This window comes from Paraburkholderia caledonica (genome assembly GCF_000383275.1).
In the GTDB taxonomy this organism is placed as follows: Bacteria; Pseudomonadota; Gammaproteobacteria; order Burkholderiales; family Burkholderiaceae; genus Paraburkholderia; species Paraburkholderia caledonica.
Genome location: NZ_KB911037.1, coordinates 291,472 through 318,469, shown reverse-complemented (window position 1 = coordinate 318,469; position 26,998 = coordinate 291,472). Strand labels below are relative to the sequence as shown.

At 61.8% G+C, this 26,998-nt stretch carries 25 protein-coding genes; 20 read left to right on the top strand and 5 right to left on the bottom strand.

Features of this window, described 5'->3' with window-relative positions; all coding sequences use genetic code 11:
- The 5 genes from H281_RS0114100 to H281_RS0114080 all read left to right on the top strand — a co-directional run bounded on the left by H281_RS0114100 (position 1) and on the right by H281_RS0114080 (position 4,242).
- On the top strand, positions 1 to 561 hold the full coding sequence (locus H281_RS0114100) for an RNA polymerase sigma factor (protein WP_020067763.1): 561 nt from the start codon (positions 1 to 3) through the stop codon (positions 559 to 561).
- Positions 558 to 977, top strand: a complete 420-nt coding sequence (locus H281_RS0114095) for a hypothetical protein (protein ID WP_020067762.1) — start codon at positions 558 to 560, stop codon at positions 975 to 977. Before H281_RS0114100 ends, H281_RS0114095 begins: the two co-directional genes overlap by 4 nt.
- On the top strand, positions 974 to 1,483 hold the full coding sequence (locus H281_RS0114090; RefSeq protein WP_020067761.1) for a periplasmic heavy metal sensor: 510 nt from the start codon (positions 974 to 976) through the stop codon (positions 1,481 to 1,483). Before H281_RS0114095 ends, H281_RS0114090 begins: the two co-directional genes overlap by 4 nt.
- 71 nt (positions 1,484 to 1,554) lie before the next feature.
- Positions 1,555 to 3,090 carry a DUF1800 domain-containing protein gene (locus H281_RS0114085; RefSeq protein ID WP_020067760.1) on the top strand — a complete coding sequence of 512 codons (1,536 nt, stop codon included), beginning with the start codon at positions 1,555 to 1,557 and terminating at the stop codon, positions 3,088 to 3,090.
- Between the two features lie 3 nt (positions 3,091 to 3,093).
- Positions 3,094 to 4,242 (top strand): DUF1501 domain-containing protein, encoded by a 1,149-nt coding sequence (locus tag H281_RS0114080; protein ID WP_020067759.1) that lies wholly within the window; start codon positions 3,094 to 3,096, stop codon positions 4,240 to 4,242.
- Between the two features lie 11 nt (positions 4,243 to 4,253).
- On the opposite strand, the gene H281_RS0114075 is transcribed toward H281_RS0114080, so the two are convergent.
- Complete coding sequence (locus H281_RS0114075) at positions 4,254 to 5,177, bottom strand: LysR family transcriptional regulator (RefSeq protein ID WP_020067758.1); 924 nt, start codon at positions 5,175 to 5,177, stop codon at positions 4,254 to 4,256.
- Between the two features lie 176 nt (positions 5,178 to 5,353).
- Here H281_RS0114075 and H281_RS0114070 point away from each other — a divergent pair, with 176 nt between their 5' ends.
- The 3 genes from H281_RS0114070 to H281_RS0114060 all read left to right on the top strand — a co-directional run bounded on the left by H281_RS0114070 (position 5,354) and on the right by H281_RS0114060 (position 9,207).
- Positions 5,354 to 6,802, top strand: coding sequence for a M20 family metallopeptidase (locus tag H281_RS0114070; protein ID WP_020067757.1), 1,449 nt, complete (start codon positions 5,354 to 5,356; stop codon positions 6,800 to 6,802).
- Positions 6,792 to 8,081, top strand: coding sequence for an MFS transporter (locus H281_RS0114065; RefSeq protein WP_020067756.1), 1,290 nt, complete (start codon positions 6,792 to 6,794; stop codon positions 8,079 to 8,081). Before H281_RS0114070 ends, H281_RS0114065 begins: the two co-directional genes overlap by 11 nt.
- A 73-nt stretch (positions 8,082 to 8,154) precedes the next feature.
- On the top strand, positions 8,155 to 9,207 hold the full coding sequence (locus tag H281_RS0114060) for a serine hydrolase domain-containing protein (RefSeq protein WP_020067755.1): 1,053 nt from the start codon (positions 8,155 to 8,157) through the stop codon (positions 9,205 to 9,207).
- A gap of 82 nt (positions 9,208 to 9,289) precedes the next feature.
- On the opposite strand, the gene H281_RS0114055 is transcribed toward H281_RS0114060, so the two are convergent.
- Positions 9,290 to 9,967, bottom strand: a complete 678-nt coding sequence (locus H281_RS0114055; RefSeq protein ID WP_020067754.1) for a FadR/GntR family transcriptional regulator — start codon at positions 9,965 to 9,967, stop codon at positions 9,290 to 9,292.
- A 219-nt stretch (positions 9,968 to 10,186) separates the two neighbouring features.
- Between H281_RS0114055 and H281_RS0114050 the strand changes: the two genes are divergently transcribed.
- From H281_RS0114050 to H281_RS37485, 6 genes are all read left to right on the top strand, one after another.
- Positions 10,187 to 11,971, top strand: coding sequence for a gamma-glutamyltransferase family protein (locus H281_RS0114050; RefSeq protein ID WP_020067753.1), 1,785 nt, complete (start codon positions 10,187 to 10,189; stop codon positions 11,969 to 11,971).
- Between the two features lie 49 nt (positions 11,972 to 12,020).
- Entirely contained in the window at positions 12,021 to 13,433 is a 1,413-nt protein-coding gene (locus H281_RS0114045; protein WP_027804585.1) for an MFS transporter, read from the top strand.
- Between the two features lie 34 nt (positions 13,434 to 13,467).
- Positions 13,468 to 14,022, top strand: a complete 555-nt coding sequence (locus H281_RS0114040) for a GAF domain-containing protein (protein ID WP_020067751.1) — start codon at positions 13,468 to 13,470, stop codon at positions 14,020 to 14,022.
- A gap of 1 nt (position 14,023) precedes the next feature.
- A complete protein-coding gene (locus H281_RS0114035; protein ID WP_020067750.1) occupies positions 14,024 to 15,334 on the top strand; it encodes an MFS transporter in 1,311 nt (436 codons plus the stop codon).
- 209 nt (positions 15,335 to 15,543) lie between these two features.
- Positions 15,544 to 16,872, top strand: coding sequence for an NAD(P)/FAD-dependent oxidoreductase (locus H281_RS0114030; RefSeq protein WP_027804584.1), 1,329 nt, complete (start codon positions 15,544 to 15,546; stop codon positions 16,870 to 16,872).
- A gap of 119 nt (positions 16,873 to 16,991) precedes the next feature.
- The gene (locus H281_RS37485) at positions 16,992 to 17,294 is read left to right on the top strand and encodes a VF_A0006 family four-cysteine protein (protein WP_020067748.1); all 303 of its coding nucleotides are present in this window, start codon (positions 16,992 to 16,994) and stop codon (positions 17,292 to 17,294) included.
- A gap of 138 nt (positions 17,295 to 17,432) precedes the next feature.
- On the opposite strand, the gene H281_RS0114020 is transcribed toward H281_RS37485, so the two are convergent.
- Both H281_RS0114020 and H281_RS0114010 read right to left on the bottom strand, forming a co-directional pair.
- The gene (locus H281_RS0114020) at positions 17,433 to 18,149 is read right to left on the bottom strand and encodes a hypothetical protein (protein WP_020067747.1); all 717 of its coding nucleotides are present in this window, start codon (positions 18,147 to 18,149) and stop codon (positions 17,433 to 17,435) included.
- A gap of 407 nt (positions 18,150 to 18,556) precedes the next feature.
- Positions 18,557 to 19,456 (bottom strand): NAD-dependent epimerase/dehydratase family protein, encoded by a 900-nt coding sequence (locus H281_RS0114010; protein ID WP_020067745.1) that lies wholly within the window; start codon positions 19,454 to 19,456, stop codon positions 18,557 to 18,559.
- A gap of 244 nt (positions 19,457 to 19,700) precedes the next feature.
- Between H281_RS0114010 and H281_RS0114005 the strand changes: the two genes are divergently transcribed.
- Genes H281_RS0114005 through H281_RS0113990 form a run of 4 tightly spaced genes read left to right on the top strand, consistent with a single transcriptional unit; the run spans position 19,701 to position 23,880 of the window.
- Entirely contained in the window at positions 19,701 to 20,696 is a 996-nt protein-coding gene (locus H281_RS0114005) for an ABC transporter permease (protein ID WP_020067744.1), read from the top strand.
- 39 nt (positions 20,697 to 20,735) lie between these two features.
- Complete coding sequence (locus H281_RS0114000; RefSeq protein WP_020067743.1) at positions 20,736 to 21,677, top strand: sugar-binding protein; 942 nt, start codon at positions 20,736 to 20,738, stop codon at positions 21,675 to 21,677.
- Complete coding sequence (locus tag H281_RS0113995; RefSeq protein WP_020067742.1) at positions 21,677 to 23,194, top strand: sugar ABC transporter ATP-binding protein; 1,518 nt, start codon at positions 21,677 to 21,679, stop codon at positions 23,192 to 23,194. The genes H281_RS0114000 and H281_RS0113995 overlap by 1 nt, the downstream gene beginning before the upstream one ends.
- Before the next feature lie 29 nt (positions 23,195 to 23,223).
- Positions 23,224 to 23,880 (top strand): aspartate/glutamate racemase family protein, encoded by a 657-nt coding sequence (locus H281_RS0113990; protein ID WP_027804582.1) that lies wholly within the window; start codon positions 23,224 to 23,226, stop codon positions 23,878 to 23,880.
- Here the strand turns inward: H281_RS0113990 and H281_RS0113985 are convergent.
- Complete coding sequence (locus H281_RS0113985; RefSeq protein WP_020067740.1) at positions 23,855 to 24,613, bottom strand: Crp/Fnr family transcriptional regulator; 759 nt, start codon at positions 24,611 to 24,613, stop codon at positions 23,855 to 23,857. The genes H281_RS0113990 and H281_RS0113985 overlap by 26 nt on opposite strands.
- 364 nt (positions 24,614 to 24,977) lie before the next feature.
- Here H281_RS0113985 and H281_RS0113980 point away from each other — a divergent pair, with 364 nt between their 5' ends.
- Both H281_RS0113980 and mtnK read left to right on the top strand, forming a co-directional pair.
- Positions 24,978 to 25,673: a GntR family transcriptional regulator gene (locus H281_RS0113980; protein WP_227471287.1), complete on the top strand. Its 696-nt coding sequence runs from the start codon at positions 24,978 to 24,980 to the stop codon at positions 25,671 to 25,673.
- Positions 25,674 to 25,723: 50 nt separating this feature from the next.
- Positions 25,724 to 26,992 (top strand): S-methyl-5-thioribose kinase, encoded by a 1,269-nt coding sequence (mtnK, locus tag H281_RS0113975; RefSeq protein WP_020067738.1) that lies wholly within the window; start codon positions 25,724 to 25,726, stop codon positions 26,990 to 26,992.
- The last annotated feature ends 6 nt before the right edge of the window (positions 26,993 to 26,998 follow it).

The following is a 26,998-nucleotide window of genomic DNA, read 5'->3' as shown; positions in this document are numbered from 1 at the left end:
TTGAGCGAACGCGATCCCGACGCGGAATTGCTGGAGCAGGTCGGCCGGCACGATCCGGCCGCTGTGCGCACGCTGGTTGCGCGCAAGCTGCCGCGTCTGCTCGCGGTCGCCACGCGCATGCTGGGCGACCGCATGGAGGCAGAAGACGTCGCGCAAGAAGTGTTCGTGCGGATCTGGAAACAGGCCACGCGCTGGCGAGAAGGCGAGGCGAAATTCGACACGTGGATTCATCGCGTCGCACTCAATCTTTGCTATGACCGCCTGCGCGGCCGGCGCGAAGATCCTGGCGACGACCTGCCCGACGAGGTCGATCCCGCCCCGCCGCCGGATGCACGGCTCGAAGCGCGCGCCCGCGGCGAGCGCGTTCGCGAAGCACTCGCCGCCTTGCCCGCGCGACAACGCGAGGCACTGGTGCTCACTTATTACCAGGAGATGTCGAACACCGACGCCGCAGCACTGATGGGCGTCACCGTCGATGCGCTGGAAAGTCTGCTGGCTCGCGCGCGCCGCAACCTGCGCGCTCAACTGGCCGACAGTGGCCTTAGCAAGGACAAGTCATGACGCCGGAAAGATTCCACCAGATCGTCGAAGCCTATGGCGCCGATCCACGCCGCTGGCCGCAACAGGAGCGGGCAGCGGCGCAGGGCTGGGCGGACGCGCATCGCGCGCAAGCGGATGCGTACCTGGCTGAAGCCGCCGAGTTGGACACGTGGCTCGCTGCGGACCATGTTGCGCCACCGGACGCGGCACTGCAGCAGCGCATTATCGGCAGTGCACCGCGGCGGCGGCCTGTTGCGCAGCGGCGCGCATGGTGGTGGTCAGGCGCGGCGGTCGCGGGTGTCGGCTTGCTCGGCGGCGCGGCCGGCGCTTTGGCCGTGTCGTTTTTCGTATTGACCGAAACGGTTCCGCCGATGCACGAGTCGTCATATCTAACGTCGAGTTTCGGTGGTTCATCTGCCGACTGGAGCGGCGAATGAACAGCCGGACATGGAAAATCGTTCTGGTGGCCTCGCTGGTGCTCAATGTGTTCCTGCTGGGCGCGATTGCCGGTGGCGCCTATCAGTGGTTTGCGGCGCGCGGTGCCACGACGCCGCTCGTCGCGCAACAGCGCGCGTTGCGCTTTGCCGCGCAGACGCTTTCAACCGAGCGCCAAAAAGAGTTTGCCGACAGCCTGAAGAACGGGCGCCGCGAGGCGCGACAATTCGCGCGCGAGGCACGCGAAGGGCGGCGCGAGGTGTTGCGTCTGCTGGCCGCTCCGCAGCTCGATCGCCCTGCACTCGACGCCGCCCTCGCTCGCACGCGCGCGGCCGACAGCAATCTGCGCGCGCAGGTGGAAAGCAGTGTGGCGGATTTCGCGTCGGGGTTGTCTCCTGAAGAGCGCGTCAAGTTCGCCGACAGCCTCCGCTTGCGCGGACAGTGGCGCGAGCCGCAGCCCGGCGCCAGCGTCGCGAGGCCGGCGAGTCCCGCATCTTCGGGCGATTAAAAATCAGACTGGCGCGACGGATATCTCTCGCGCCGCACGTTCAAGCTGTATCTAACGCCGAAGAGGATCGCATGGCTGCGCAACCAAACCTTACCGCCGCTGCAATTGCGCTGAATCGCTTCGGCCTGGGCGCCCGCGCCGACGATACGCCGCCCGCCGATCCGAAGGCCTGGCTACTCGCACAGTTCGATCAGTATCAGCCGAAGCCGGCTGCGTGGGCGAGCCAGCCGGATTCGCTGGCAATCTCGGGCGAACTGGAACAGCAGCGCATGCAGTTGCGTATGCAGGCTCAGCGCAATCCGGGCGGCGCGAGCATGCCCGTACAAGCGAATGCCCAGACAGGCGAGCAGGCGGCATCGCAAAGCGACACGAAAAAAGATAAGGAAGCCGAACGAAAGGCGATTCGTGCGGAAATACGCGACAACTATCGATCGTCCGTGAATGCGCGGGTGGTGAGCGCACTGACAACACAGACGCCCTTTGTCGAGCGGCTGGTTCATTTCTGGTCTAACCATTTCGCAGTGTCGACGGAAAAGCCCGCTGTGGCCGCGCTCGCCGGCTCATTCGAAGCCGAAGCGATCCGTCCACATGTGCTGGGCCGCTTCGAGGACATGCTGGTCGCAGTGGAACGTCATCCGGCCATGCAACTGTTTCTCGATCAGACGCGCTCGGTAGGGCCGGACAGCGTCGCGGCGATGCGGGCGGCGCAGCGAAATCCCCAGAGCAAGCGCGGCCTCAACGAAAATCTCGCGCGCGAAATCATGGAGCTGCATACGCTAGGTGTGCGCAGTGGCTATAACCAGGATGACGTGACCGAATTCGCCCGCGCACTGACCGGTTGGAGTCTCGCTACCGGACCTCGCAATCCCGGGAATATCGCCAACGCCGGGAGTTCAGCCAGTGCAGGCATGCCGGCAGGCCGTCCGATGCAAGAAGCCTCGGCGCCGGGCAGCTTCGTGTTTCGCGACGCGTTGCATGAACCCGGCTCACGAACCATCATGGGCCGCCGTTACGATCAGCCCGGCGAACAGCAGGCGCTTGCAATCTTGCATGATCTCGCCAGCGCGCCCGCAACAGCGCAGCACATCGGCTCGAAACTGGCCCGTCATTTCATTGCCGACAATCCGCCGGCAGGCGTGAGCGAGCGGCTTGCGGGCGTGTTCGAGCGCAGCGGCGGCGATCTGCCGTCCGTCTACCGTGCATTGCTCGACATGCCGCAAGCGTGGTCGCCCGTCGCTGTCAAGTTCAAGACGCCGTGGGAATGGGCGATCTCGTCGATGCGCGGGCTCGGCTGGCAAGACCTCGGTAATCAGCAGGCTGCGGCCATCCTGGCGCAACTTGGTCAACCAGTGTGGCGGCCAGGCTCGCCTGCCGGTTATGACGATATTGCTGCAAGCTGGGCCGCGCCCGATGCGCTGGTACGCCGCGTCGAAGTGGCGCAGCGCCTGGCTTCGCGCGTCGGCGACCGGCTCGACGCGCGTTCGCTGGGGCAGGTGCTGCTCCCGGGATCGCTCAGCGCGCCGAGTGCTGTGGCCGTCGCACGTGCCGAAAGCGCATCCACGGCCATCGCACTTTTGCTGGTCTCGCCCGATTTTCAACGGAGATAGTCCATGTCTTCACGCCGTCAATTTCTGCAAATTGCTGCTGCCGGAGCGGGCGCAATTCTCGTATCGCCGCGCATTGCTTTCGCGAGCGTCGTCACGGATCGGCGTTTCGTGTTCGTGATTCAGCGGGGCGCCGCCGATGGCCTGAACATCGTCGTGCCCTTCGCGGAGCCTGCCTATGCAACGTTGCGCGGCGCGCTTGCGATCGATGCATCGAGCGCGCGTCGCCTTGACGGCACCTTTGCGCTGCATCCCGCACTCGTGCAGATCGGCGCCATGTACGCGGACCGTCAGGCGCTGTTCGTGCACGCGGTGGCATCGCCGTATCGCGACCGCTCGCATTTCGACGGACAGAACGTGCTCGAGACGGGCGGCGCGTCGCCATATCGGGTGAAGGACGGCTGGCTGAACCGGCTCGTCGCGCAATTACCCAGCGCACGCGAAAACGCGATTGCGTTCGCGCCGACTGTGCCCATGGCGCTGCGCGGCAATGCGGAGGTGACTTCTTACGCGCCTTCGGCATTACCGCAAGCGCCGGACGATCTGCTCATGCGCGTCTCCCAGCTATACGATCAGGACGCCCAGTTGCGCCCACTGTGGGAATCGGCAATGACGGCGCGCGGCCTTGCGGGCGACGCCGGCGCGCGCCAGGACCCCGCGAGCCTCGGCAAACTGGCCGCTAGTTTTCTGTCACGGGATGACGGCCCGCGTATCGCAATGATCGAAACCGGCGGCTGGGACACGCACAGTGCGCAGAGCACGCGCCTTGCGAATCAGTTGAAAGCGCTCGACACGATGCTCGCGGCGCTGCGCGACAACATGGGCCCGGCCTGGAGCAAAACCACCGTACTCGTCGCGACCGAGTTCGGCAGAACCGCGGCCGCGAACGGAACTGGCGGCACCGATCACGGCACGGGTTCGGTGGCGATGGTATTGGGCGGGGCGGTCGCGGGCGGGCGGGTCATCGCGGATTGGCCCGGTCTCGCGCCTCGCGATCTTTACGAAGCGCGCGACCTCAAACCGACCACATCGCTCGACTCGCTGATTGCCGGTGTCGCGAGCGAAGGCCTCGGCCTCGACCCTCAGCGCACGGCTCGCGCGCTATTCAGTCAGACCGTCGCCACGAAGCCGCTCACCGGTATCGTGCGTGCATAGTGCGGCGCGCGCTAACCTCGGCTGACTCCCACGTCCACATGCTCCGGCGACTCGATCGCTTCCATCAACAGGGCAATGAACGCGGTCACTGCCTGTGGAAGCGTGCGGCCCGCCATTGTCTGAATCTGCAGCGTGCGCTGGTGCAGTTCGGGGTTTGAAATCGGCACCATGGCAAGTGAGTCGGACACGAGGCGGCTGTGTACCGTCAGATAGCCGGTCAACGTTATCGCGTCGGTGTAGCGCACGAAGTTTTGCAACGCCACGTGATAGTTGCTGGCGATTACCGGCTCGAAGATCAGCCCTTCGAGACTGCATGCGATATCGAACAGTTGCCGTATCGTCAGAGTCTGGCTCGGCATGGCGAGCGGCCAGGGCAGCAGGTCCGCCAGCGAGACGCTGGCGCGCGCAGCGAGCGGATGGCTCTGCCGCATCAGCGCGTACACCGGTGCGCGCTGTGCGTAATGCACTTGCACGTCCCGCTCCGGCACCATGTTGAAACATACCGCCACGTCGTGCGTGCCTTCACGCACGCGCTGCGTCGCTATCGACGGCGCGGAGACGTCGAGCTGGAAATGCGCTCCGGGATGCATCTTCAGGAACTGCGCAAACACGAGTGGCAGGAAGTCCGGTGCAACGCCTTCCGAACTCGCAATGCGAATGGTCGCGCGTTCGCCGGCCGAGAGACCGCGGATCTCTCCGGTGACACGTTCGTCCTCCAGCTGACTGCGGCGGGCGTGGTTGGCGAGGAGCCGCCCGGCATCGGTGAGTACCATGCCGCGCGGACGGCGCTCGAAGAGCGGCGTTCCCAGTTGCTCCTCGAGCCTCGCGATTTGCCGGCTCAAAGCCGACACGGCGACGAAAAGCCGCTCGGACGCCTTGCTCAGCGATCCGCTGCGCGCGACTTCGAGGAAATAGCGCAAGGCTGTCTGGTCCATTGGATGCGTTAGTCCCGGTGACGACCTTTGCCGTTCTGGCAAAGGTGGGTGAGAAATATTGTAATTGTGCAGAAATATCGGCCACCACAGCATGGGTGTTGACCCGCTGCCGCATGCGCCGCGCACTCTGACGCGGCGGCGCAACGCAGTTTCCAGCGCCCCCGACGGAGACCGAGTTGACCCGACATACCGCCATTGAGCTAGCCACCGAAGGCTACCGATCCGGCCAGTTTCTCGCCGACCTGCAACGCCGCGTCGCGCTGCGTACTGAAAGCCAGGAGCCGGAGCGCGACTCGCTTCTACGCGCCTATCTCACCGACGAACTGACGCCGCGCCTCGAAGCATGGGGCTTCGTGTGCCGCATCGCCGAGAACCCGCACGAAGGCGCGGGCCCATTTCTGATCGCGCATCGTCACGAAGGCGACGATTTGCCGACCGTGCTCAGCTACGGCCATGGCGACGTGGTGCGCGGCTACGACGCGCAATGGGCCGACGGCCGCTCGCCATGGGAGGTGAGCGTTGACGGCGAGCGCTGGTATGGCCGCGGCACCGCCGACAACAAAGGTCAGCACAGCATCAACCTGGCCGCGCTGAAAGCCGTGATGGATGCGCGCGGCGGCAAGCTCGGCTTCAACCTGAAGCTGTTGTTCGAAACCGGCGAAGAGGTCGGGTCGCCCGGCTTGCACGCACTCTGCACCAGCTTGCGCGCCGAACTTGCCGCCGACGTACTGATCGCCTCCGACGGCCCGCGTCTCGCCGCCAGCCGCCCGACGCTCTTTCTCGGCTCGCGCGGTGTAACCAATTTCCGGCTCGATGTGAACCTGCGCGACGGCGCGCATCACTCGGGCAACTGGGGCGGCTTGCTGCGCAATCCGGGCATCGTGCTCGCCAACGCGATTGCGTCGATGGTCGATGCCAACGGCCGTATAGGGATCGAAGGGCTTCGTCCGCCGCCGGTGCCGGACGCGGTGCGCCGCGCGCTGGCCGGCATCACCGTGGGCGGCAACCCCGGCGAGCCCGAAGTCGATACCGACTACGGCGAGCCGGGCCTGACGCCCGCCGAGCGCGTGTTCGGCTGGAACAATCTGGAAGTGCTCGCGTTTCGCACCGGTAACCCCGAAAAGCCCGTGAATGCGATTCCGCCGTTCGCGTTTGCGCACATGCAGTTGCGCTTCGTGGTGGGCACCGCCTGGTCCGATATCGCCGGCATTGTGCGCCGCCATCTCGACGCGCACGGTTTCCAGATGGTCGAAGTGAGCGTCGAACGCGGCGCGCCCGCGACGCGCGTCGATCCGGAGAACCCGTGGGTACGGTGGGCGTTGCGCTCGCTTACGCAAACCACCGGCGCGCAGCCGGTGCTGCTGCCGAACCTCGGCGGAACGCTGCCGAACGATGTGTTCGCCGACGTGCTCGGCATGCCCACGCTGTGGGTGCCGCATTCGTACCCCGGCTGTTCGCAGCACGCGCCGGACGAGCATCTGCTCGCGCCGGTAGTCGAAGAAGGTCTGCGCATCATGGCGGGCCTGTTCTGGGATCTCGGTACGCGCGAGGGCGACGCCCCCGACGCGAATCCGGCCGCCAATCTGCCCCGTCAACCGTATCGAGGACAGCGCAATGAGTACTGACACCGCCGCCATGCAACAACCGCTCGACGCCGCGCAGTCGCACAACATTGCGCGCCTGATCGTGGCGACATCGATAGGAAACGCGCTCGAGTTCTACGATCTCGTCGTGTATGGCTACTTCGCCTCCACGCTGTCGCGGCTGTTTTTTCCGACGCACGACCGCACCGTTTCGCTGTTACTTACGCTCGGCACGTTCGCGTTGTCGTATCTCGCACGTCCGGTCGGCGCGCTGGTTCTCGGTTCATATAGCGACAGGCACGGCAGAAAGGCCTCGCTCACACTCTCGATTGGGTTGATGACGCTCGGCACAGGACTCGTCGCCGTCATGCCGCCGTATGCGACGATCGGCATCGCCGCGCCGATCCTGATCTTCCTGTCGCGCTTGCTGCAGGGGTTTTCGGCCGGTGGTGAATTCGGCAGTTCGACGGCGTTTCTCGTCGAGCATGCGCCGGCGCGCAGCGGCTTCATGTCGAGCTGGCAGTTTTCGAGCCAAGGCGCGAGCACGTTGCTCGCGTCGTTGTTCGGCGCCTTGCTGACCGGCCTGCTGACGCCGCCGCAACTGGAAGGGTGGGGCTGGCGTATCCCGTTCCTGTTCGGCATGCTGATCGGTCCCATCGGCCTTTACATTCGCCGGCGCATGGACGAAACACCTGAATTCGCTCGCGCTGAAAAGCTCGCGTCGCCGGTGCGCGTGGTGCTTGCGACGCAAAAGGAACGGGTGCTCGTTTCGATCGGTTCGCTCGTGCTCACCACGACCGCGAACTACATGCTGCTGTATATGCCGACGTACGCGACGCATCAGCTCAAGCTCTCGCCGTCGTCGGGATTCATTGCGACGCTCGTGGCGGGTTTCATCATGATGGCGCTGGTGCCGGTGGTCGGACACCTGTCGGACAAGCTCGGGCGCATACGCATCATGTTGCCGGTCGGCGTACTGTTTCTGGTGACGGTGTATCCGGCCTTCATGCTGATGAACGCCTATCCGTCGTTGCCCATGCTGCTGGCCTGCGTGATCTGGGTCGCACTGCTGAAAGCAACGTACTTCGCGCCGATTCCCGCGTTGATGGCGGACCTTTTTCCGGTTGAAACGCGCACGACCGGCATGGCGTTCGCCTACAACATCGGCACGACAATTTTCGGCGGCTTCACGCCGGTGGTGGTCGCGGCGCTGATCGCGTTCACACATAACAATCTGGCGCCCGGTTTGTATCTGATGATCGCCGCTGTAATCAGCCTCTTCACGCTGATGTGGGCGCGCCGTCGTCTGCATGTGCGGTGAGTGCGCGGGGTTCATCGCGGGTCATCACCTCTGCACGCACAACGACTTTCCAGAAAACTCACAGGAAATACGCATGAACGAAGCATTGCAGCAGGCCATCCAGTTTTCCATCGAGCATGAATCGACGTGGGATCGCCAGGTCGATGCCAACTGGGGCGTGCATGTGAAAGACCCGGCGCCGTGGAACCGGCTGCTCGGACCCGTGCATGACCGGGGGCCGGTCTCGGGCGCAATCGCGCTCGACGGACACAAGCTCGCGACGTGGGGTGAGCCGGACCGCGCGGACCTCACGTTCAGCATTGCGAAGACGTATCTGGCGCTGCTCGCGGGCGTGGCCCACGACCGCGGCCTGCTGTCCGATCTCGATGAGCCTGTGCGCATGCGCGTGCCGGGAATCGGCTTCGACGACGATCACAACGCAAGCATCACGTGGGCGCAATTGCTGCAACAGACGAGCGAATGGCAGGGCACCTGCTTCGGTTTGCCCGATCAGGCGGATCACTATCGCGCGGTCACGTTCGGTGAGCCGCCGAACGGCAAGAAGGGCGATCTGCGTCCACTACAGCAGCCGGGCACGTATTGGGAGTACAACGACGTGCGCATCAACCAGCTTTCGCTTGCGCTGCTGCATCTGTTCGGCGAGCCGCTGCCGGACGTGTTCCGCGAGGCGATTGCACGGCCTTCAGGAGCAAGCGACGCCTGGGATTGGGTCGGCTACGACCACTCATGGGTGGAGGTGGGCGGACGCCGCATGCAGTCGGTGCCGGGCGGCACGCACTGGGGCGGCGGCATGTCGATCAGCGCGAACGATCAGCTGAAGATCGCGCAGATGCTCCTCGACGAAGGCGTCGCATCGGGGCGCCTTGTGCTGTCGAAGGAATGGATCGAGCGTATGCAAACGCCTTGCGCGATCGCGCCGTTTTACGGCTATCTCGTCTGGCTCAACACCGGACAGAAGATGTTCCCGAGCGTGCCGGCACCGAGCTATTTCGGTGTGGGCGCGGGAAGCTCGTTCATGTGGATCGAGCCGACCCGGAGGCTCGCCGTCATAGTGCGCTGGCTTAATCCCGAGCATGCGGATGAGTTCTTTGGGCGTGTGTTCGATGCAGTGGCGCAGTTGCGGTGACGGCCGGTCGGGTGAGCACGGCAAACGCCTTTCGACAACTCCACCGAAAGCATGATCAAACCAATGCACAGCCAAAGCTGTTTCACCCCCCTGAATCCGCCGCGCCGCCTATCTTGCTGGACGCTCGCGACTGTACGCTCGACAGATGTTCGCGCATGCATCGAGCCGCCGTTTCACCGTCACGGGCTTTCATCGCGTTGACGATTGCCTGATGCTGCTGGGCAAAATAATGCCGCGTCTCCTGGCTGACGGTTTTCTTTCGAACCTCCGGCTTGACGCGCATACCGTTGATCACTTCCATGAGCGCAATGAGCGCGGGATTGCGGGTGGCCTGGCTGATCAATAAGTGAAAGCGGTGATCCCATTGCTGCCACTCCTCGTCGCTGTTCGCGGCCGCGTTTTTCCGCGCGCACTTCTCAAGTTCGAGCAGATCGTCCCAACTGGCCTTGGTCGCGGCGAGTTCCGCGAGCGCGGGCTCGAAAAGTAGCCTCATCTCGGCGATATCCGCTGGACTGGTGCCCGCGCGCAAGCCGCGCAGCGTGGGACCGAACTTGAGCGGCCGTGCTCCCAGATACGTGCCGCGTCCAACTCCGCGCCATACGCGTCCCGACGCCTCCAGTGAGGCAAGCACCGAGCGTAATTCCCTTCGACTGACGCCAAGTTCCTCAGCCAGCTTCCTCTCGGGCGGTAACGCGTCGCCGTCTTTGAGTTGATGACTTGCGATATACCCGAGCAGGCCGCTCAACGCTGTCTCTTCCATTGCATCGTCCGAACCAATGAATATTGGTACCAAAGATAACAGATTGACGGCGCACTGACGCTAGGAATTTCATGCAATGCCTTTTTGGCTTGTATTACGCAGTTATATTCCAGGTTAGCATCGAGGAAAGGGTGGCGTCATCCAAGGCCCGCTGATCGAATTGATACCTTTAAACATTGGTTCAGCAACCGGTCGCAGCGATCAAAAGAGGAGTAGGGCATGTCGTTCACAACTCGTCCCGAACTGATTGGCACGTTCGGAATGGTGGCGTCCACGCATTGGCTGGCCAGCGCGTCGGCCATGGCCGCGCTGGAAAAAGGCGGCAATGCCTTCGATGCCGCTGCAGCCGCGGGGTTTGTACTGCAGATCGTCGAGCCGCATCTGAACGGTCCCGGCGGTGAACTGCCGGTGGTGTTCTACAGCGCCCGCGAAGACCGGGTTCGAGTGCTTTGCGGCCAGGGCGTGACGCCCGCGAGCATGACCATCGGGCGTATGCGCGAGCTGGGGCTGGAAGTGGTGCCGGGCACCGGACTTTTACCGGCGGTGGTACCGGGGGCATTCGGCGCATGGATGGCCATGCTGCGCGACTATGGCCAGTTGCCGCTCGAAGACGTGTTGAGCTATGCGATCGGCTATGCGGAGAACGGCTACCCGGTGCTGCCGCGCATGGCTTCGTCGATCCTCGCGATCAAGGATTTTTTCCTCACCGAATGGCCTACTTCGGCCGAACAATGGCTGCGAAATGGCGACGCGCCCACGCCGAATCACCTCTTCGCCAATCCTGCGATCGCCACCACCTACAAACGCATTCTGCGGGAAGCGACCAGCCGCAGCGACCGCGCCGGGCAGTGCGAACGGGCTCGCGAAGTGTTCTATCGCGGGTTCGTGGCAGACGCCATCGACCAGTACTTTCGGTCCACAGCCGTTCTCGATACGTCCGGCCAGCGCAATCGCGGCTTGCTCTCGGCCGACGATCTCGCTCGGTGGGAGCCATCCTATGAAGACCCAGTGTCCTACGACTACGGCGACCTTCGCGTCCACAAGACGGGTCCGTGGGGGCAGGGACCGATGTTCCTGCAGCAGCTTGCGCTGCTCAAGGGATTCGATCTCGCGGCGATGGATCCGCTGGGACCGGATTTCGTCCACACGGTTATCGAGTGCTCGAAGCTCGCGTTCGCCGACCGCGAGGTCTTCTACGGCGACCCGGCGTTTGCCCATGTGCCGCTAGATGTGCTGCTCAGCGACGCCTATAACGACGAACGTCGCAAGCTCATCGACCCGCAGCGTGCGTCGCTCGAATTTTGTCCGGGAACGCTGGGCGACAGCGGGCGCCGCGCCGCGCGCATTATGGCGCTCGCCGGGAAGGAACAGTTTGGGGGCTTCGGGCAGGGAGAGCCGACCTTCGCGCCGCTGCCTGAACTTCGAGGCGACACCGTACACCTCGATATCGTCGACCGGTGGGGCAACATGGTGTCGGCTACGCCGTCCGGCGGCTGGTTGCAGGCGTCGCCAGCGGTGCCCGGACTCGGGTTCAACGTCACCACGCGTGCGCAGATGTTCTGGATGGAAGAGGGCTTGCCATCCTCACTGGGTCCCGGGCGCCGTCCTCGCACAACCCTGTCGCCCACGCTCGTTACCCGCGCGGGCAAGCCCTACGCGGCATTCGGCACGCCCGGCGGCGACCAGCAGGATCAGTGGTCGCTCCAGCTATTCCTGAAACATGTGCACGCCGGCATGAACTTCCAGGCCGCCGCGGATTCGCCGTCGTTCCAGACCGCTCACTTCCCCGGCTCGTTCTACCCGCGCGCGATGCAGTTGGGCAAGATGTCCGCCGAAGCACGCTTTCCGGAAAGCACGCTCGCCGAATTGCGCGCGCGTGGACACGATCTGACCGTGGCGGAGCCTTGGGCATTGGGGCGGGTCTGCGCAGTCGGCATCAGAAATGGCCTGATGCGCGGCGCGGCGACGCCTCGCCAGATGCAGGCATATGCGATCGGGCGATGAACTTCGTGCCCGCGATCAACGCGCTCATTCCTCCATGGAGAAACTCGCCATGTCCGCTGTAGCTGCTCGTCTTGAACGGCTCCCGTTATCGGGATTTCATCGCAAACTTCTACTGATCGGCGGGCTGGGGTATCTGTTCGACGGACTCGACTCGTCGTCGCTTGCGTTCCTGTTACCGGTCGTCAGCAAACTGTGGCATCTGACGAGCGCCGAGACTGGCCTCGTGGCCAGCAGTACCTATATCGGGTACTTCTTCGGCGCTTTTCTGTCGGGGGTTTTCGCCGATCTCATCGGCCGCCGCCGCATCATGATGACGGCGCTGGCGATCTACTGTGTCGCGTCGCTCGCGAGTGCGGCGGCAACCGACTGGCACACGTTCTTCGCATTACGCATCGTCGCGGGTTTTGGCTCCGGCGCGGAGACCGTGGTGATCGCGCCATTCCTCGCGGAATTCGTGCCGCGGCGCTACAGGGGAATGTTTTGCGGCGCACTGGTCGGTTTCATGTCGTTCGGCTATCTGAGTTCGTCGATTCTCGGCTTCGTCGTGGTCAGAAACTTTGCCGATGGCTGGCGGTATCTCGCCGTGGTCACGTCGTTGCCGGTCGTCATGCTGCTCTGGTGGCGAAGGACGCTGCCCGAGTCGCCGCGATGGCTCGAAAGCCAGGGCCGAACCGACGAAGCGAATCGCATCGTGAGCACGATCGAATCATGGTTTACCGGCCGCGGCATTCATCTTGCGCCGGTTGCCTCCGTCCGCATGATGCCGGCGACGGCACCGGCCAAGGGTCGCGCATTGCAGAACGTGTTGACGTTGTGGTCGCCGCGACTCGCGCGTACCACGGCGGTGAGCTGGCTCATGTGGTTTTCGGTCGCGTTCGCGTACTACTCGTTCTTCTCGTGGATCCCGAGTCTGCTCCTCAAGGAGGGGCTCACCATGACTAAGAGCTTCGGTTATTCGATCGCGATCTATGGGGCGCAGATCCCCGGCTATTTCTCTGCGGCATGGCTCAATGAACGCATCGGACGCAAAGCGGTGGTCGCGTCGTACATGCTGCTGGGCGGCATCGCGGCGATCGCGCTTGCGTTCTCTCACACGGGAATCGGCATCATGCTTGCGGGCATATGCCTGTCGTTCTTCATGAACGGCGCGTTTGCGGGCGTCTATGCGTACACCCCGGAAGTGTTTCCCACTGCAGTCCGCACGACGGGCACGGGATCGTCGTCGTCGTTTGGCCGCATCGGCTCGGTGAGCGCGCCGATTCTGGTCGGCCTCGTCTATCCGGCGTTCGGATTTCTGGGCGTATTCGCGATGACGACGACAGTTCTGCTCGTCGGGGCATGCGTGGTTTTCTGCCTGGGTATCGAGACCCGCAACCGCTCGCTCGAAGATATCGAGGCCGAGGAGTTCGGGCGTGCACAGGATGTTCGAGGTCCGCTCAGTTCCACGGAATTAGGCGGCTGAACGCCGCGATGCGCCAACTCTTCGTTTATAGATTATGCAAGCCAACAGGATCGTGACTACGCCGCCCGTCCCGCAAACGCTGGACATTTCCCATCTGCAACATCTCGCCAGGGCCATGCGGCTCAATGGTCAGCCGACGGCGCTGTTCCGTGCGGTTCATGAGGTGGCGGCAAGCGTAATCGGCTTCCGCCTGCTCACGATCATGTCTTACGACGCCGGGCGCGAGGAAGTCGAGCGCGCTTATACGAACATGCCAGACGTGTATCCAGTTGGCGGGCGCAAGAAAAAACGCGGCACCGCGTGGGCCAGACAGGTTCTGCATGACCTTGAGCCATTTCGCGCAGAAACGCCGCAAGGCATTCTCGAAGCGTTCGACGATCACACGGTGATAACCGGCATGGGCCTCGGATCGATATTGAATATCCCTATCGCGTACAACGGCGTGTGCATCGGCACGATGAACCTCACACACCGGGAAGGGTGGTACACCGAGCGGCACGAAGCGCTTGGCTTGCTGATCGGTTCGTTCCTCGCTCCCGCGCTGATCGCTGGCAATACGGTATCCGCCGGCAGTTCGGATTCTCTCTGACATGACTACAACTCCCCGCGCTACAACAGCGGCAACGGCGACGGCAACGGCAACGCAAAGCGCGGAATCGCAAGGCCGTTGGCTGCTGGTCTTCGTCCTTTCCTATCTCGCGCTAATGGCCGATGGCGCCGACGTGATGATGTACGGCCTGACCCTCACGCGAATCAAAGACGATTTCGGGCTCAGCAATGTGCAGGCAGGAGCGTTGGGAAGTTTGACGTTGGTAGGCATGGCCGCGGGCGGGATACTGGGCGGCTGGCTGAGCGACCGTGTGGGCCGGGTGAGGGTGGTCGTATGGGCGCTGACGCTCTTCTCGCTCGGCGCGGGACTGCTCGGGCTCACTCACAGCTTTCTGCAGTTCGCGATTGTTCGCTTCATCGGTTCGTTGGGAATCGGCTGCATGGTGCTCGTCACCACGCTGGTTGCCGAATACGTGCCCACCGAAAGACGTTCGTTGATTCTCGGTGCGTTGCAGACCGCCATTTCGGCCGGCTATATCGTGGTGATCGCGCTGAGCAGCTGGATCTTGCCGCACTATGGCTGGCGCACGCTGTATTACGTGTCGGCCGTTCCCGTGGTCTTTGCGCTCGCGATCAAATTCGCCGTACCCGAGCCGGCCAGCTGGCGGGCAAGCCGTGCAGTCGACCGCAATAGCCAGAACGAAAGCGGCACTCGTGGCCAGAGTGGAGCGCGATTACGCGACGGCCGCTACGCCGTGATTTTCCGCACACGACAAACGCGCACGCTGTTCATCCTGTGGACTCTCGCCTCTGTTTTTATTCTTTCCGGCTTTTATGGTTTGAACAACTGGCTACCCACGTACCTCGAAAGAGAACTGCATATCAAGTTCAGTTCACTGACCGGCTACATGATCGGCACCTACGTGGTCGCCTTCATCGGCAAGATCTTCGCCGGCTGGCTGGGCGACCGCTGGAGCCGGCGCGGCGTATACGTGCTGGGTTGCGCGGGCGCCGCGCTCTTCTTGCCGGTCATCATCTTCTGGCATACGCGGGAGAACATTGCTGCGCTGATGCTCTTCTTCGGCTTTCTGTATGGTGTTCCGCTCGGCACGATCGGCACTTTCATGTCCGAGAGCTTCGCCACTTCGATCCGCGGCACTGCTGTTGGCGGTTCCTATAATGTTGGCCGTTTCTGCGCGGGCGCAGCGCCTATTGTCATCGGCTATCTCGCTACCCAGTTCTCCATTGGCTTTGGTTTTCTCGTCGTGGGTGCGGTCTTCTTTTTGAGCGGCGTCACGGCGCTGTTTATCCCGGACCGCCTGTACGACACGGAGCGGCCATCCACGCCATGACGCTTCGGGTTTCGTCCCAAAGCATTCAGGATGCGGTGGATCGTCGTCTCCCGCGTAGAGGCAAGAGGATCGTCCTATCAGCGAAGCGATGGAAGATAGGAGAATCGTAGCCACTTTCTGCGGATGGCGAAACGGTGATGCGCGCTCTTGTACGCATTCCCGAACTCACCACTGCAGTTCACCAGGAAGCGGCAACCGGCGGCTGTGAAATGTTAAGGATCGACGAAGTCACGAATAGCGAAAGTTTCCCCGATCGATGCGATGTCGCGGTGATAGGCGGCGGCATCGTCGGCGTCAGCACCGCGTATGAACTGGCGCGGCGCGGTGTCCAGGTGGTGTTGCTCGAAAAGGGCGTTATTGGCGGCGAGCAGTCGGGGCGCAATTGGGGTTGGGTGCGTCAGCAAAACCGCGACCTCTATGAGTTGCCGCTCGCGATGCAAAGCCTCAGGCGCTGGGAGGAACTAAGCGGAGAACTCGGCGAGGACATTGGCTTTCGCAGGGCTGGCATTCTGTATGGCACGGAGCTTCAATCGGACGTCGCGCAATGGGAATCGTGGATTGCACGCGCACGGGAGATCGGTTTCAACAGTGAGATCCTCAGTGCGCGAGAACTGGCTGCGCGCATTCCGTCCGGACGTGCAAGGTGGGCTGGCGGTCTGTGGTCGATCACGGACGGCCGCGCCGAGCCGTCGAAAGCCGCGCCTGCAATTGCACGCGGGGCGCAACGGCTTGGCGCCAGGGTCTTCCAGAACTGTGCGGTACGCAGTCTGGACATGAGTGCAGGACGCGTCGGCGGCATCTGGACGGAGCGCGGCCGGCTCGCCGCCGACACCGTTGTGCTTGCCGGAGGCGCCTGGAGCGCGTTGTTCTGCCAGCATCATGGTATCGATCTGCCCGCCATCAACGTAATCGGAACGGCGTTGCGCACCGCTGAGGCACCGGCGGTCGTCGAAGGCTGCTTCTCCGGACCTGACTTCGCGTTGAGGCGGAGGTTGGACGGCGGCTACACCATCGCGGTCCCCGGCTATGGACGGGTCGAACTCGCGCCGCAAAACCCGCGGCATTCGGTGAAGTTCCGCACCATGTTCCGCAGCAAGCTGAAGAAGAAACTCAAGGTTCGCGTCGGTACCAGCTTCTTCCACGGACCAGAGGCGAACGCGACGTGGCGCGACGATGACATCTCGCCATTTGAACGGACACGGGTGCTAGACCCGCGTGTCGATAGCGAATGGCTCGAACGCGGCCTGCGCAATGTGGCCCGCGTGTTTCCCGAGTTGTCGGGCTTGCGGATCGCTCACGCATGGGCGGGCGCAATCGATACGACGCCGGACCTTGTCCCGATCATCTCGAAGGTCGATGCGAAACCGGGTCTTGTGATCGCCTCCGGCTTTAGCGGTCACGGCTTCGGGCTAGGGCCCGGCGCGGGCTTACTGGCGAGCCGGCTGGTAATGAACGAGGCGCCGCAATTCGACATGGGTCCCTACAGACTGACGCGCTTTTCCGATGGAACGAAACTGAGCAGCCCCGAAATGATGTGAGTTGAATTGCGGGGACTAGTTCTCGCGACACTGTAATGCGCGCTGAATGGAGTGCGCATTTGCAATTAAACGCGACGTGCTACGATTGCCATCGTCAAGTTCCTGGCTGTCGCACGTCCATGCACAAACTGGCTTACCTGCTCGTTCCTTTGACGCTCGCCGCACCGTTATCAGCCTTCGCGCTTGGCGGCGAGAATGTGGAATACGACCAATGCATTCTGAATTCTTTAGCGAATAGCCAGAGCAGCTACGCGGCACGTGTCATCAGAAATTCGTGCCAGGCACTGTACGTAAACAGTGCTCTGCTTTTGCCGCGCGAGAAGTCCTATCACGTGTGTATCTTGCAGAATGTCCAGAACGTGAGAGGGGCATTTGCAGTCAACGAGATATTGCACGCCTGCCGCCGCCAGAATCGGATGTGAGTTGTGCGCGGCGCGATTCGATATCGGCAAGCGCGAGCCGGTACCCGGTTCGCGGTTCACCGACCGCGCGGATAGAAAATGTCGACGTGACGTAGCTCACTCAAACAGGCAGGGTGTGCCTGCCTGTTTTTCTACTGTTTAGCCGGCGTGCGCGAAGGCGCGTGTCGTGCGAGTCCTGGGCGGCCGGTCCCGCAGCAGCAGTGGCATCAAACGCCGGTTGGCTGTGCGCGCGGCCCACTCGCAATACTCGGCGCTGCCGAGCACCCAGCCATTCAGCGTGGACTGCATCAGTTTTTCGACTTCGAGTTGATCAGGGGACTGTGCGCCCAGATCCCGATAAGCCTCGTTACGCTCGAACGGCGTGTTGCCGAGCGCGCGATAAAGCGGGTGATCTTTGATAAAGCTATCGACACGCAGCCCGATATGGTGCGAGTAGCTCGACCACCGGTATTTTCCCGGCTCGTCTACAAGGTTGCTGCGCACCGGCGCATGATCGATGATCTGGCTCGCCAGCAGAAAATATCGGTCCGGCTCGATCACGGTTGCCCGGTACCCGCCACGCCACATCGTGCCGCGCCGTCCGTGGCGTCGATTAAACGTCTCGACATAGCGGCGGCCCACCGCCTGCATCGCCATGGCCACGCTCGACTCATATGACGGCGTGACCAGAAATTGCACCGCACCTGGCATCAGGACCCAGGCGTGGACTGCCAGGTCGGCGACGCGCGCTGCGTCTGCCAGGCAGGCGAGGAAGTACAGGTAATCTCCTTCGTCCAGGAATGCGGGCCCCGTGAGCCCCTGCAAAATAACGTGCTGCGGTTGATCTGGAACGTAATGACGTGCGAGCCGTGTCATGCTGAATTAACCGGAAATCCGATGTGAGAAAGCGTTCCGACAGGTAACGAATGTGTGACGGTGCGTGAAGCAGGTATGAGATGGAATTCTAGTGGTGACAGGCGCGAGTTTTCATTGCGAATAGGCCTTTGTTCTAGCCTCATTTCGCTGAATTGGCGTGCGCTGCCATCGCCGGTTTTATGCCAACGCTGAATCCCAGCGGCGTGCTAACGCAAGTGGCCGGTCCGATTGTGTCGACGCGGAAGGACGAAGTGGGGATCGATGGGCTGGCGGATGCGAAGCAGCGATCAGGCGCAATCACGTGCGTCTGGGAGACCTCGGCGGTCGGACAGGGCGTCGGCGTCTTTGGAAAGTGCGCCTGATGTCGTTATCAGGCGCACTCGGCACTTTCCGAGACTGTGAGTCGCCTACGACTGTCCGGACACCTGCTCGCGCCATCTGTAAGCCTGCTTCCACCCAAGCAAACGCTTGAGCTTTTCATTACTCAGCAAGGTCTCGAATTCACCGAGCGATTTTTTCACCGGCACGTTCGGGTAGTAAGTCTTCAGCAATTCCGCGACCGGCCGGTCGGAGGAAACGTCGTCTGCGGCTACGTTCATCACCGTGAAACCCAGTCCATCCTTTTCGATGCCCAGACGGCAGGCCGTTGCCAGGTCGCGGCCGTCGATATAGCTCCATGCAATGCGCTTTCTCAAGGCGGGGTCCTTGAGCCAGGTCGGGAATTTCTGATAGTCCACCGGGTCGAGTACATTGCCGATGCGCAAGCAGTAAATATCCGCGCCCGTGCGCGCATGAAACGCCTTTGCTGTCACTTCATTAATGACTTTCGACGTGGCGTAGCTGTCCATCGGGTCGACGGGATACTCTTCATCGAGCGGGAAGTACGCGGGGTCGCGATGCCGGTGCGCGAACACCACGCCGTAGGTCGTCTCGCTCGAAGCGACGATGACCTTCCTGATGCCGAGCTTTGCAGCCGCGTCCAGCACGTTGTAGGTGCCCATCACATTGATGCGGAACACCTCGTTGTCCGTGGTGACGAGAATGCGCGGAATGGCGGCGAAATGCACGACGGCGTCGATCGGCTTGGGCTCGATGTCGTCGTCGAATTCTTTTGCCGTGGTCGTCGACGAAAGTGCATTGAAGACCTGTCCCGCATCGGTAATGTCGGTGATCAGAGTCCGCGCGGTGCCTTTGGCCATTGGCACGCGGTCCAGATTGAGTACTTCGTAGCCGTGCGCCACCAGATCTTCTACTACCCATTTGCCGGCAAGTCCGCTGCCGCCCGTCACAATCACTCGTTTGGTCATGCCTTGTCTCCTTTGCAGTTCATCAAGCCACCCGACGGCAATTCGCCGCTGACGACACCAGACGCATCGTAACGCCACGCCCTGCGCGATGCTGTGACGCCCGTCATAGGCACGTGGGCATTCATCGCGCTATCTGCAGACAATCTACGGGTCAATCCCGATACGAATCTATGACGCGCGTCACAGATTTCCGCATGTCCGCGCTCCTATGATCTGTTCCGAGCCTGTAAAGGAGGAGCGATCGGTGACTGCAATATCGTCGAAGAAGGAACCCCCGTCCGGGCGTGCCGCTGACTGGATCAGGGCGTGTTTGCGCATACGCGAGCTGAACGTGCTCTCGGTGCTGCTGCTCGTTGGGCTGCTGATCAGCGTTTTCTCACCGTACTTCCTCACGACCAACAACCTGATGGGCGTGTTCCGCTCGTTTTCGTTGATTGCGCTCATGTCGATCGGCATGATGCTCGTGATCATTACGGGCGGCATCGACCTCTCGGTTGGATCGGTCATGGGCCTGTCGTCGCTCGTTACCGCGCTCGTCTTCCAGCATGGTTACAACGCGCCGGCGGCCATTGGCGCGGGGCTCGCCGTGGGAATCGCGGTCGGCGCATTCAATGGCTTCATGATCACGTGGATACAGTTGCCGCCTTTCATTGCGACGCTTGGCACGCTGTCGATCGGGCGCGGCCTCATGTACATCATTACCAAAGGCGTGCCCGTCACACCGGACGTTCCCGACAGCTTCACATTCATCGGGCAGGGCTACATTGGATTCGTGCCTTTTCCGGTCGTCATTCTTCTGGCCATGACGGCCGTCTTCTCCGTCGTCATGCGACAGACGCGCTTTGGCCGCTACGTGTACGCGACTGGCGGCAATGAAGTGGCCGCGCGCCTATCCGGCGTGCGCACCGCGCGCGTGAAATTCACGGTCTATGTGCTATCCGGCCTGATCGCATCGATGGCAGGCGTCATTGCGTTCTCGCGCTTCGTGTCGGCCGAGCCGGCTTCTGGCTTCGGCGCGGAACTCGATGTCATCGCGGCGGCGGCCATCGGCGGCGCGAGTCTGTCGGGCGGGGCGGGCAGCGTGGAGGGCGCGATCATCGGCGCGGCCCTCGCGGGAATCATTACGAATGGCGTGGTGCTGCTCAACATCGATACCTATGCGCAGCAGGCCATCACCGGCTGCGTAATTCTCATTGCCGTCAGCATCGACATCTGGCGCGTGCGTCGCAAGGAACGCTAGGAACACTGAACGCTGCAACCATAACATCAGGAGACATGCATGAAACTCACGCAACGATTCACCGCGAGCGCCCTGGTCGCACTAGCCGCATCAGTTGGCGCAACGGCTCACGCCAAAGACGCAAAAGATATTTCCGTCGCCGTTATTCCCAAGGTCGCGGTGCCGTTCTTCGACGACTGCAACAAAGGGGCAAAGACGGCGGCCGGCAAAGCCGGTGTGAAATATCAATGGGTGGTGCCGCAAAACACGCAGGGTTCGACGCAGGTACAGATTATCGAGGACCTGATTTCGAGGCATGTGGATGGCATTGCGATATCGGTGAACGAGCCGAAGTCGGTCGAAAGCGTAATGAAGCGCGCAGAGCAAAGCGGCATCAAGGTGCTGACGTATGACTCGGATTCGCCCAGAAGCGGACGCTCTATGTATATCGGCACCAACAACGAACAGGCGGGCGCGACCATGGCGGAGACGATGGGCAAGGCGCTCAATGGTCAGGGCGAAGTGGCGATCATCACGGGCCAACTGGGCGCGGTCAATCTGAACGAGCGTATCGCCGGCATCAAGAAAGGGCTGGCGAAATATCCGGGCATCAAGATTGTCGAGACGCAAGGCACCGACGACGATCTGGCCCGCGGCGTCTCTGTGGTCGAAACCACGCTGCGTGCGCATCCGCAACTCAAAGGCATCTTCGGCGTGAGCCAGGTGGGCGGGCCGGCGGTCGCGAAGGTGCTCAACACGAAGGAGTTCGGCACGATGAAGGGCAAGCTCGAAGTGCTTGCCTTCGACGATCTTCCCGACACGCTGAAGGGGCTTAAGGAAGGCTATATCCAGGGCATCATGGTTCAGCGTCCGGTGACAATGGGCTCGCTTGCTGTCGAACACCTCGTTGCGCAGATCCAGGGCCAGGAAGCGCAGCCAAAGGACATCGACACCGGCGTGACCGTTGTCACGAAAGACAATATGACCAGCTACACGAAGTGATGAGCCACGTAACAGGCGTGCCTTTTCTGGAGATGCGTAACATCTCCAGAACCTTTCCTGGCGTCAAAGCGCTCGACCGCGTGAACCTGGAAATACGCGCGGGCGAAGTGCTCGCGCTTGCCGGAGAAAACGGCGCGGGCAAAAGTACGCTGATGAAGATACTCACCGGCATTTACGCGCCCGATCCCGGCGGCACTATTCTTGTCGAAGGGCAGGAAGTTGCACTCGCCGACAGCCATCACGCTCGCACGCTTGGCGTGAACATCATTTATCAGGAGCTTGCGGTTGTCGGCAATCTCACTGTCGGCGAGAACATTTTTCTGGCGAGAGAACCGCGCACACGGCTCGGACTGATCGACCGTCCGCGCATGTATCGCGAGGCGCGCGAAGTGCTGGCCACCATCGACATGGATATCGATCCGGCTACGCGCGTGAGCGAATTAAGTGTGGGCCAGCAGCAGATGATCGAGATTGCCAAGGCCCTTTGCGCGCGGTCCAAGGCCATTATCATGGACGAGCCGACAGCATCGCTCAGTCATCACGAAACCAGCGTTTTGCTGGGCATCGTCAAGCGCTTGCGCGAAAGAAACATTGCGGTGGTCTATATCTCGCATCGGCTCGAAGAGATTTTCGAACTCGCAGATCGCGTGACGGTACTGCGCGACGGACGCACAGTGGGCACCGCGCCAATCGCCGACATGACGCGCGAGACGCTTGTACGCCTGATGGTGGCCCGCGAGTTGAGCGAACTCTACGGCGAGCCGCAGTCTCATGCGAGCCGCGATCCCGTGCTCGAAGTGCGAGCGCTGTCGCTCAAGCCGGTCAGGAAGGCAGAGCCTCGCATCCGCGATATAAGCTTTACGCTGCATCGTGGCGAAGTACTCGGGATCGCCGGGCTTGTCGGTTCGGGCCGCACCGAGATAATGGAAATGATCTTCGGAATGCGTGCGTGCACGGGATCGGTCAAGATAGAAGGCAAGCCGGTGTCGATCCGCAATCCGCACGATGCAATCAGGTCGGGCATAGGTTTCGTTACCGAAGACCGCAAGGCCCAGGGGCTCATACTCGGCATGACTGTGCGCGAGAATTTCAGCCTTACTCATCTGGAGCGCTATTCGCCGTTCCAGTTCGTGCAGCATGCGCGAGAACGCGAGAGCTGTCGGCGGTTCGTCCGTATGCTGGGTATCAAAACGCCGGGCGTCGAGCAGAAGGTCGTCAACCTGAGCGGCGGCAATCAGCAAAAGATCGTGATCGCCAAGTGGGTCGCGCGCAGCCCGAAAGTGCTCATCGTCGATGAACCGACACGCGGCATCGACGTAGGCGCGAAAGCGGAGGTGCACGCGCTCATTGCGCGGCTCGCGGCAGAGGGCATTGGCGTGATCGTCATCTCTTCCGATCTTCTCGAAGTGCTCGCCGTCAGCGATCGCATCTTGACTGTGCGGGAAGGACGCATCAGCGGGGAATTGAGCAGGGCGCAAGCTTCGCAGGAAAAAGTGATGGCACTCGCCACCGCTTGATAACCATCAACGAAGTAATGGATACGAATATGACCACGATCGTCGTTATACACACCGGCCCAGTCACGGTCGATCCCCTCAAGGCGCAGTTCGCCGAGCAGTTGGCCGATGCGCGGGTCGTCAATATCGTCGACGACAGCCTGCTGACCGATGTGCGTTCGGCGGGCCGCCTGACGCCCGAAGTGACACGCCGTTTATATAGCTATATGGCGAACGCCGAAGCGCTCGGCGCGGACATCATTCTCAATGCGTGTTCGTCGGTGGGCGAGGCAACCGACCTCTTGCGCAGCATGATCCGCACGCCAATCGTCAAGGTTGACGAAGCGATGGCCGAGGAGGCCTGCGCGCTTGGACCGCGGATCGGCGTTGTCGCAACTGTGTCCACGACGCTTGAGCCGACGGTGCGTCTGATCCGCAAAAAAGCCGCCGAGCGCCGCATCGAGATTCAGGTGACGGAATCCATCGCGCCAGGTGCATTCGAAGCGTTGCTCGCGGGCGACGCCGCGAAGCACGACGAGATCCTCAAGCGCACGATCGTCGAACTCGCCGATCAGGTGGATGTGATCGTGCTCGCGCAAGTCTCGATGGCGCGCCTCGTGCCGTCGCTCGGCTCGCTCTCAGTGCCGGTACTGTCGAGTCCTCAAAGCGGCGTAGCGTCGGTCAAGCGCGCATTAGCGGCGCTCTGAACTCGCGTGGAGCCGGGTTCGCGGGCAGTGCAGCAAAGGCCGGCGCTTTGGTGATGTACCGCGCGACGAAGGCGGGTGTCAGCACGATTTTGCGCTCGTGCATGTCGACGAAGCCTTCTGACTTGAGGTCGCTAAAGTGCCGGTTGACTGATTCGCGCGACGTGCCGATGAATTCCGCGAGCTTGTCCTGTGCGATCGGCAAGTCGATGAGAACGGTATCGCCATGCTCCGGATGATCGAAGGGCGTGCCCACTTGCCCCGAGAACATGACGAGTATGTTGACGAGCCGCTTTCTCACGTCGTGTAACGAGAGATTCTCAATTAACTGCTGTGCTTCCTGCCAGCGCAGATAGTGGTTGCGCAGCACGAACTGGTTGATGACGTCGTAGCGCGCAAGCAGTTCCTTGAAATCCGCTTTACGGATATAGCAGACCATGCTCGGCGTGAGCGCCTGTGCATGATGGGAGTAGCTGTCCTCATTGAGAACATCGCCATCGCCGAAAATCATGCCCGCCTTGACGAAGGCAAGTGTGATTTCCTGGCCGTCTTCGGTGAGGCGGTAAAGCCTTACGCTGCCGCTCTTGAGCAGGTACACATGCTCGCTCGATTCATCCGGCCGATAGATAACGGTGTTCTTGCGTAACGTGCGATGGTCGCTGAAGGCGGGCATCACCTCGTCGAGGCAATGACACTGGATCAAAGAGAGCAATTCGCTCTTGCCGACAAACCACATTGCCGTCTCCTTAAAGTTGCCTTGCGAACTTTGGCGCCTTATCAGGCGTTTGTAATAACGCTGCTTTGGTCCGATTCATTCTACACACGGAGCCTCGAAACGCGCTGAGGCCAACGCGCCAGAAATGTTCGCGAGAGCTGGCTGCGGCACACCGTTTTTGCGCAACGCAGCGCGTCGCAAAGCCAACGACGACAGGGTTGAGGGCAATGGCATGTTGCGCGAGCGACGCGCGTCGCTACCCGCCAGCCGCGCTCGGCGCGAAACGAAACCAAGGGAAATTCCCTACAAAAACATCAGATGTCTGATGTATATTTGGTCCAGTGACGAGCGAGAGAGCAACATGCGCCTAAGCGTAGAGCGATCGATGAGCGACAAGATCCAGGAGTCGCTGTTGACCATGATTCGTGAGCGCAAGCTCAAGCCTGGTGATCAGATTCCCACGGAATTGGAGCTCTGCGAGCTGCTCGGCGTTGGCCGTTCGAGTTTGCGCGAGGCCGTGGCGCAGATGATCTCGCATGGGCTCCTCTCACGCGTCCAGGGACGCGGCACCTTCATCAGACAAATTTCGCTGAAGCTGCAAGGCGGTCTGGATGATCTGATGTCTGTGACCGACATGATCAGGAGCGTTGGCGCGGTGCCTTCCACGAGCCGTATTCAGATGGACAGCATTGCGGCTTCGGAGAGTCTTGCCGAAAAGCTTGGGATCGCGCCCGGCGAAACATGCATCCGCATCGAACGGGTGAGGCGTGCCGACGATGCAATTGCCGCTTACTGCATCGACACGATCCCGAAAACGCTTTTCGATGAAGCTCAAGGTGAATTAGGCGAATCGCTCTTTGGCATGTTCGCGCGCACAGGACGGCGCTTATCGCATACGCACACGTCGATACAGCCGACCATCCTCACGCCGCGCGATCTGCCGGAACTGGGCGACGGATTCGGCATGTTTCTCCTGCTGGACGAAGTGGATTTCGATCAGAGCGGCGAGCCGCTTTGCTATAGCAACGACTACTACAACACGAGCATCTTCAAGTTCGATCTGGTGCGCAAGCGTCGCTAAAGACGTGTCCAGGTCGATGGGCGCCGGAAGCAACATCGGAGGAGGCACCGATGGAGTTTGAAGCCTTTACCGCAGGTGAGCTGGCAGCGTATCTCGGCGCCATTCCCAAGGTGCGCGCGCTGCTTGGCGAGCCTGACGATCTGGACGTCGCCGAAGTGGGCGACGGCAATCTGAATTACGTGTACTTCGTAACGAATGCGAAGGCGCCGCAGCGCAGCGTCGTGGTCAAACAGGCGCCGCCTTTTCTGCGGCTCGTCGGCAAAACGTGGCCTCTGTCGTGCCAGCGCATGGAGCACGAAGTCGCAGCCCTGCGCCGCTTCGGCGCGCTCTGCCCACAGCACGTGCCGAAGGTGTATCACGCCGACAGCAAGCGTTTCCTGATGGTCATGCAAAGGCTTGCCTCGCATTGCATCCTGCGGCAAGGCCTCATTAACGGCATAACCTATCCGAAGCTCGCTGCGCATCTGTCCACTTATCTTGCGCATACGCTTTTTTACGGCTCCGATCTCTTTCTGGCGCCGGACATCAAGAAGCAGGCTGTGAGCGCGGCCGTCAATGTCGAGTTGTGCAGGATTACCGAAGATCTCGTATTCACTTTTCCCTTCGAAGACCATCCGTCCAATGTGTATAGCCCGGCACTGCCGTTGTCCGTGCTCGAGCGTCTGAGAACGAACGAAGCATTGCGTATTGCCGCAGGCGACATGAAATGGGCATTCATGAATCGCGCGGAGACGTTGCTGCATGGCGACCTGCATACCGGCTCCATCATGGTCAACGAGGAAGAAACGTTTGTCATCGATCCGGAGTTCGCGTTTTACGGGCCGATGAGCTTCGACATCGGCGCCTTGCTGGCCAATCTGCTGCTGGCCTATTTTTCCCGCGACTGGCATGGCCGTACTGACGGGCGAGACCCAGCGCCTTACGAGGAATGGCTGCTCGCGCAGGCGATCGGTATATGGAATGGTTTCAGCGAGCAGTTCGTCGCGCTCTGGCGCGATCACGAAAGCCGCAGCGAACGCCGCTTCATCGGCGGACAGACCGACTCGCGCGCAGTCGAAGGCTATCGCGCGCATTTCATGCGCCGCCTGCTTGCCGATACGCTTGGCTTTGCAGGCTGCAAGATGATTCGACGCATCGTGGGCATGGCGAAAGTCGCGGAAATCACACGCATACCGGATGCGCAGGCACGGGCACGGATCGAAGTGCGGTGTCTGCGTTGCGCCGAAGCCTTGCTCGTGGAACGCGACGCGCTGACCGATATCGAGCAGGTCACCATGCTTGCGCGCGAGATTCGGCGCGAGACGCACACACACGTTTAACGCACA

Excerpts from the sequence above, each read along its gene's own strand:
- H281_RS0114080 (WP_020067759.1), top strand. The coding sequence starts at position 3,094 with ATGTCTTCACGCCGTCAATTTCTGCAAATTGCTGCTGCCGGAGCGGGC.
- mtnK (WP_020067738.1), top strand. The coding sequence starts at position 25,724 with ATGGAGTTTGAAGCCTTTACCGCAGGTGAGCTGGCAGCGTATCTCGGC.
- H281_RS0113980 (WP_227471287.1), top strand. The coding sequence starts at position 24,978 with ATGAGCGACAAGATCCAGGAGTCGCTGTTGACCATGATTCGTGAGCGC.
- H281_RS0113985 (WP_020067740.1), bottom strand. The coding sequence starts at position 24,613 with ATGTGGTTTGTCGGCAAGAGCGAATTGCTCTCTTTGATCCAGTGTCAT.
- H281_RS0114045 (WP_027804585.1), top strand. The coding sequence starts at position 12,021 with ATGTCCGCTGTAGCTGCTCGTCTTGAACGGCTCCCGTTATCGGGATTT.
- H281_RS0114050 (WP_020067753.1), top strand. The coding sequence starts at position 10,187 with ATGTCGTTCACAACTCGTCCCGAACTGATTGGCACGTTCGGAATGGTG.
- H281_RS0114000 (WP_020067743.1), top strand. The coding sequence starts at position 20,736 with ATGAAACTCACGCAACGATTCACCGCGAGCGCCCTGGTCGCACTAGCC.
- H281_RS0114010 (WP_020067745.1), bottom strand. The coding sequence starts at position 19,456 with ATGACCAAACGAGTGATTGTGACGGGCGGCAGCGGACTTGCCGGCAAA.
- H281_RS0114065 (WP_020067756.1), top strand. The coding sequence starts at position 6,792 with ATGAGTACTGACACCGCCGCCATGCAACAACCGCTCGACGCCGCGCAG.
- H281_RS0113995 (WP_020067742.1), top strand. The coding sequence starts at position 21,677 with ATGAGCCACGTAACAGGCGTGCCTTTTCTGGAGATGCGTAACATCTCC.
- H281_RS0114075 (WP_020067758.1), bottom strand. The coding sequence starts at position 5,177 with ATGGACCAGACAGCCTTGCGCTATTTCCTCGAAGTCGCGCGCAGCGGA.
- H281_RS0114030 (WP_027804584.1), top strand. The coding sequence starts at position 15,544 with ATGTTAAGGATCGACGAAGTCACGAATAGCGAAAGTTTCCCCGATCGA.
- H281_RS0114055 (WP_020067754.1), bottom strand. The coding sequence starts at position 9,967 with ATGGAAGAGACAGCGTTGAGCGGCCTGCTCGGGTATATCGCAAGTCAT.
- H281_RS0114090 (WP_020067761.1), top strand. The coding sequence starts at position 974 with ATGAACAGCCGGACATGGAAAATCGTTCTGGTGGCCTCGCTGGTGCTC.
- H281_RS0114020 (WP_020067747.1), bottom strand. The coding sequence starts at position 18,149 with ATGACACGGCTCGCACGTCATTACGTTCCAGATCAACCGCAGCACGTT.
- H281_RS0114040 (WP_020067751.1), top strand. The coding sequence starts at position 13,468 with ATGCAAGCCAACAGGATCGTGACTACGCCGCCCGTCCCGCAAACGCTG.
- H281_RS37485 (WP_020067748.1), top strand. The coding sequence starts at position 16,992 with ATGCACAAACTGGCTTACCTGCTCGTTCCTTTGACGCTCGCCGCACCG.
- H281_RS0114095 (WP_020067762.1), top strand. The coding sequence starts at position 558 with ATGACGCCGGAAAGATTCCACCAGATCGTCGAAGCCTATGGCGCCGAT.
- H281_RS0114060 (WP_020067755.1), top strand. The coding sequence starts at position 8,155 with ATGAACGAAGCATTGCAGCAGGCCATCCAGTTTTCCATCGAGCATGAA.
- H281_RS0114085 (WP_020067760.1), top strand. The coding sequence starts at position 1,555 with ATGGCTGCGCAACCAAACCTTACCGCCGCTGCAATTGCGCTGAATCGC.
- H281_RS0114035 (WP_020067750.1), top strand. The coding sequence starts at position 14,024 with ATGACTACAACTCCCCGCGCTACAACAGCGGCAACGGCGACGGCAACG.
- H281_RS0113990 (WP_027804582.1), top strand. The coding sequence starts at position 23,224 with ATGACCACGATCGTCGTTATACACACCGGCCCAGTCACGGTCGATCCC.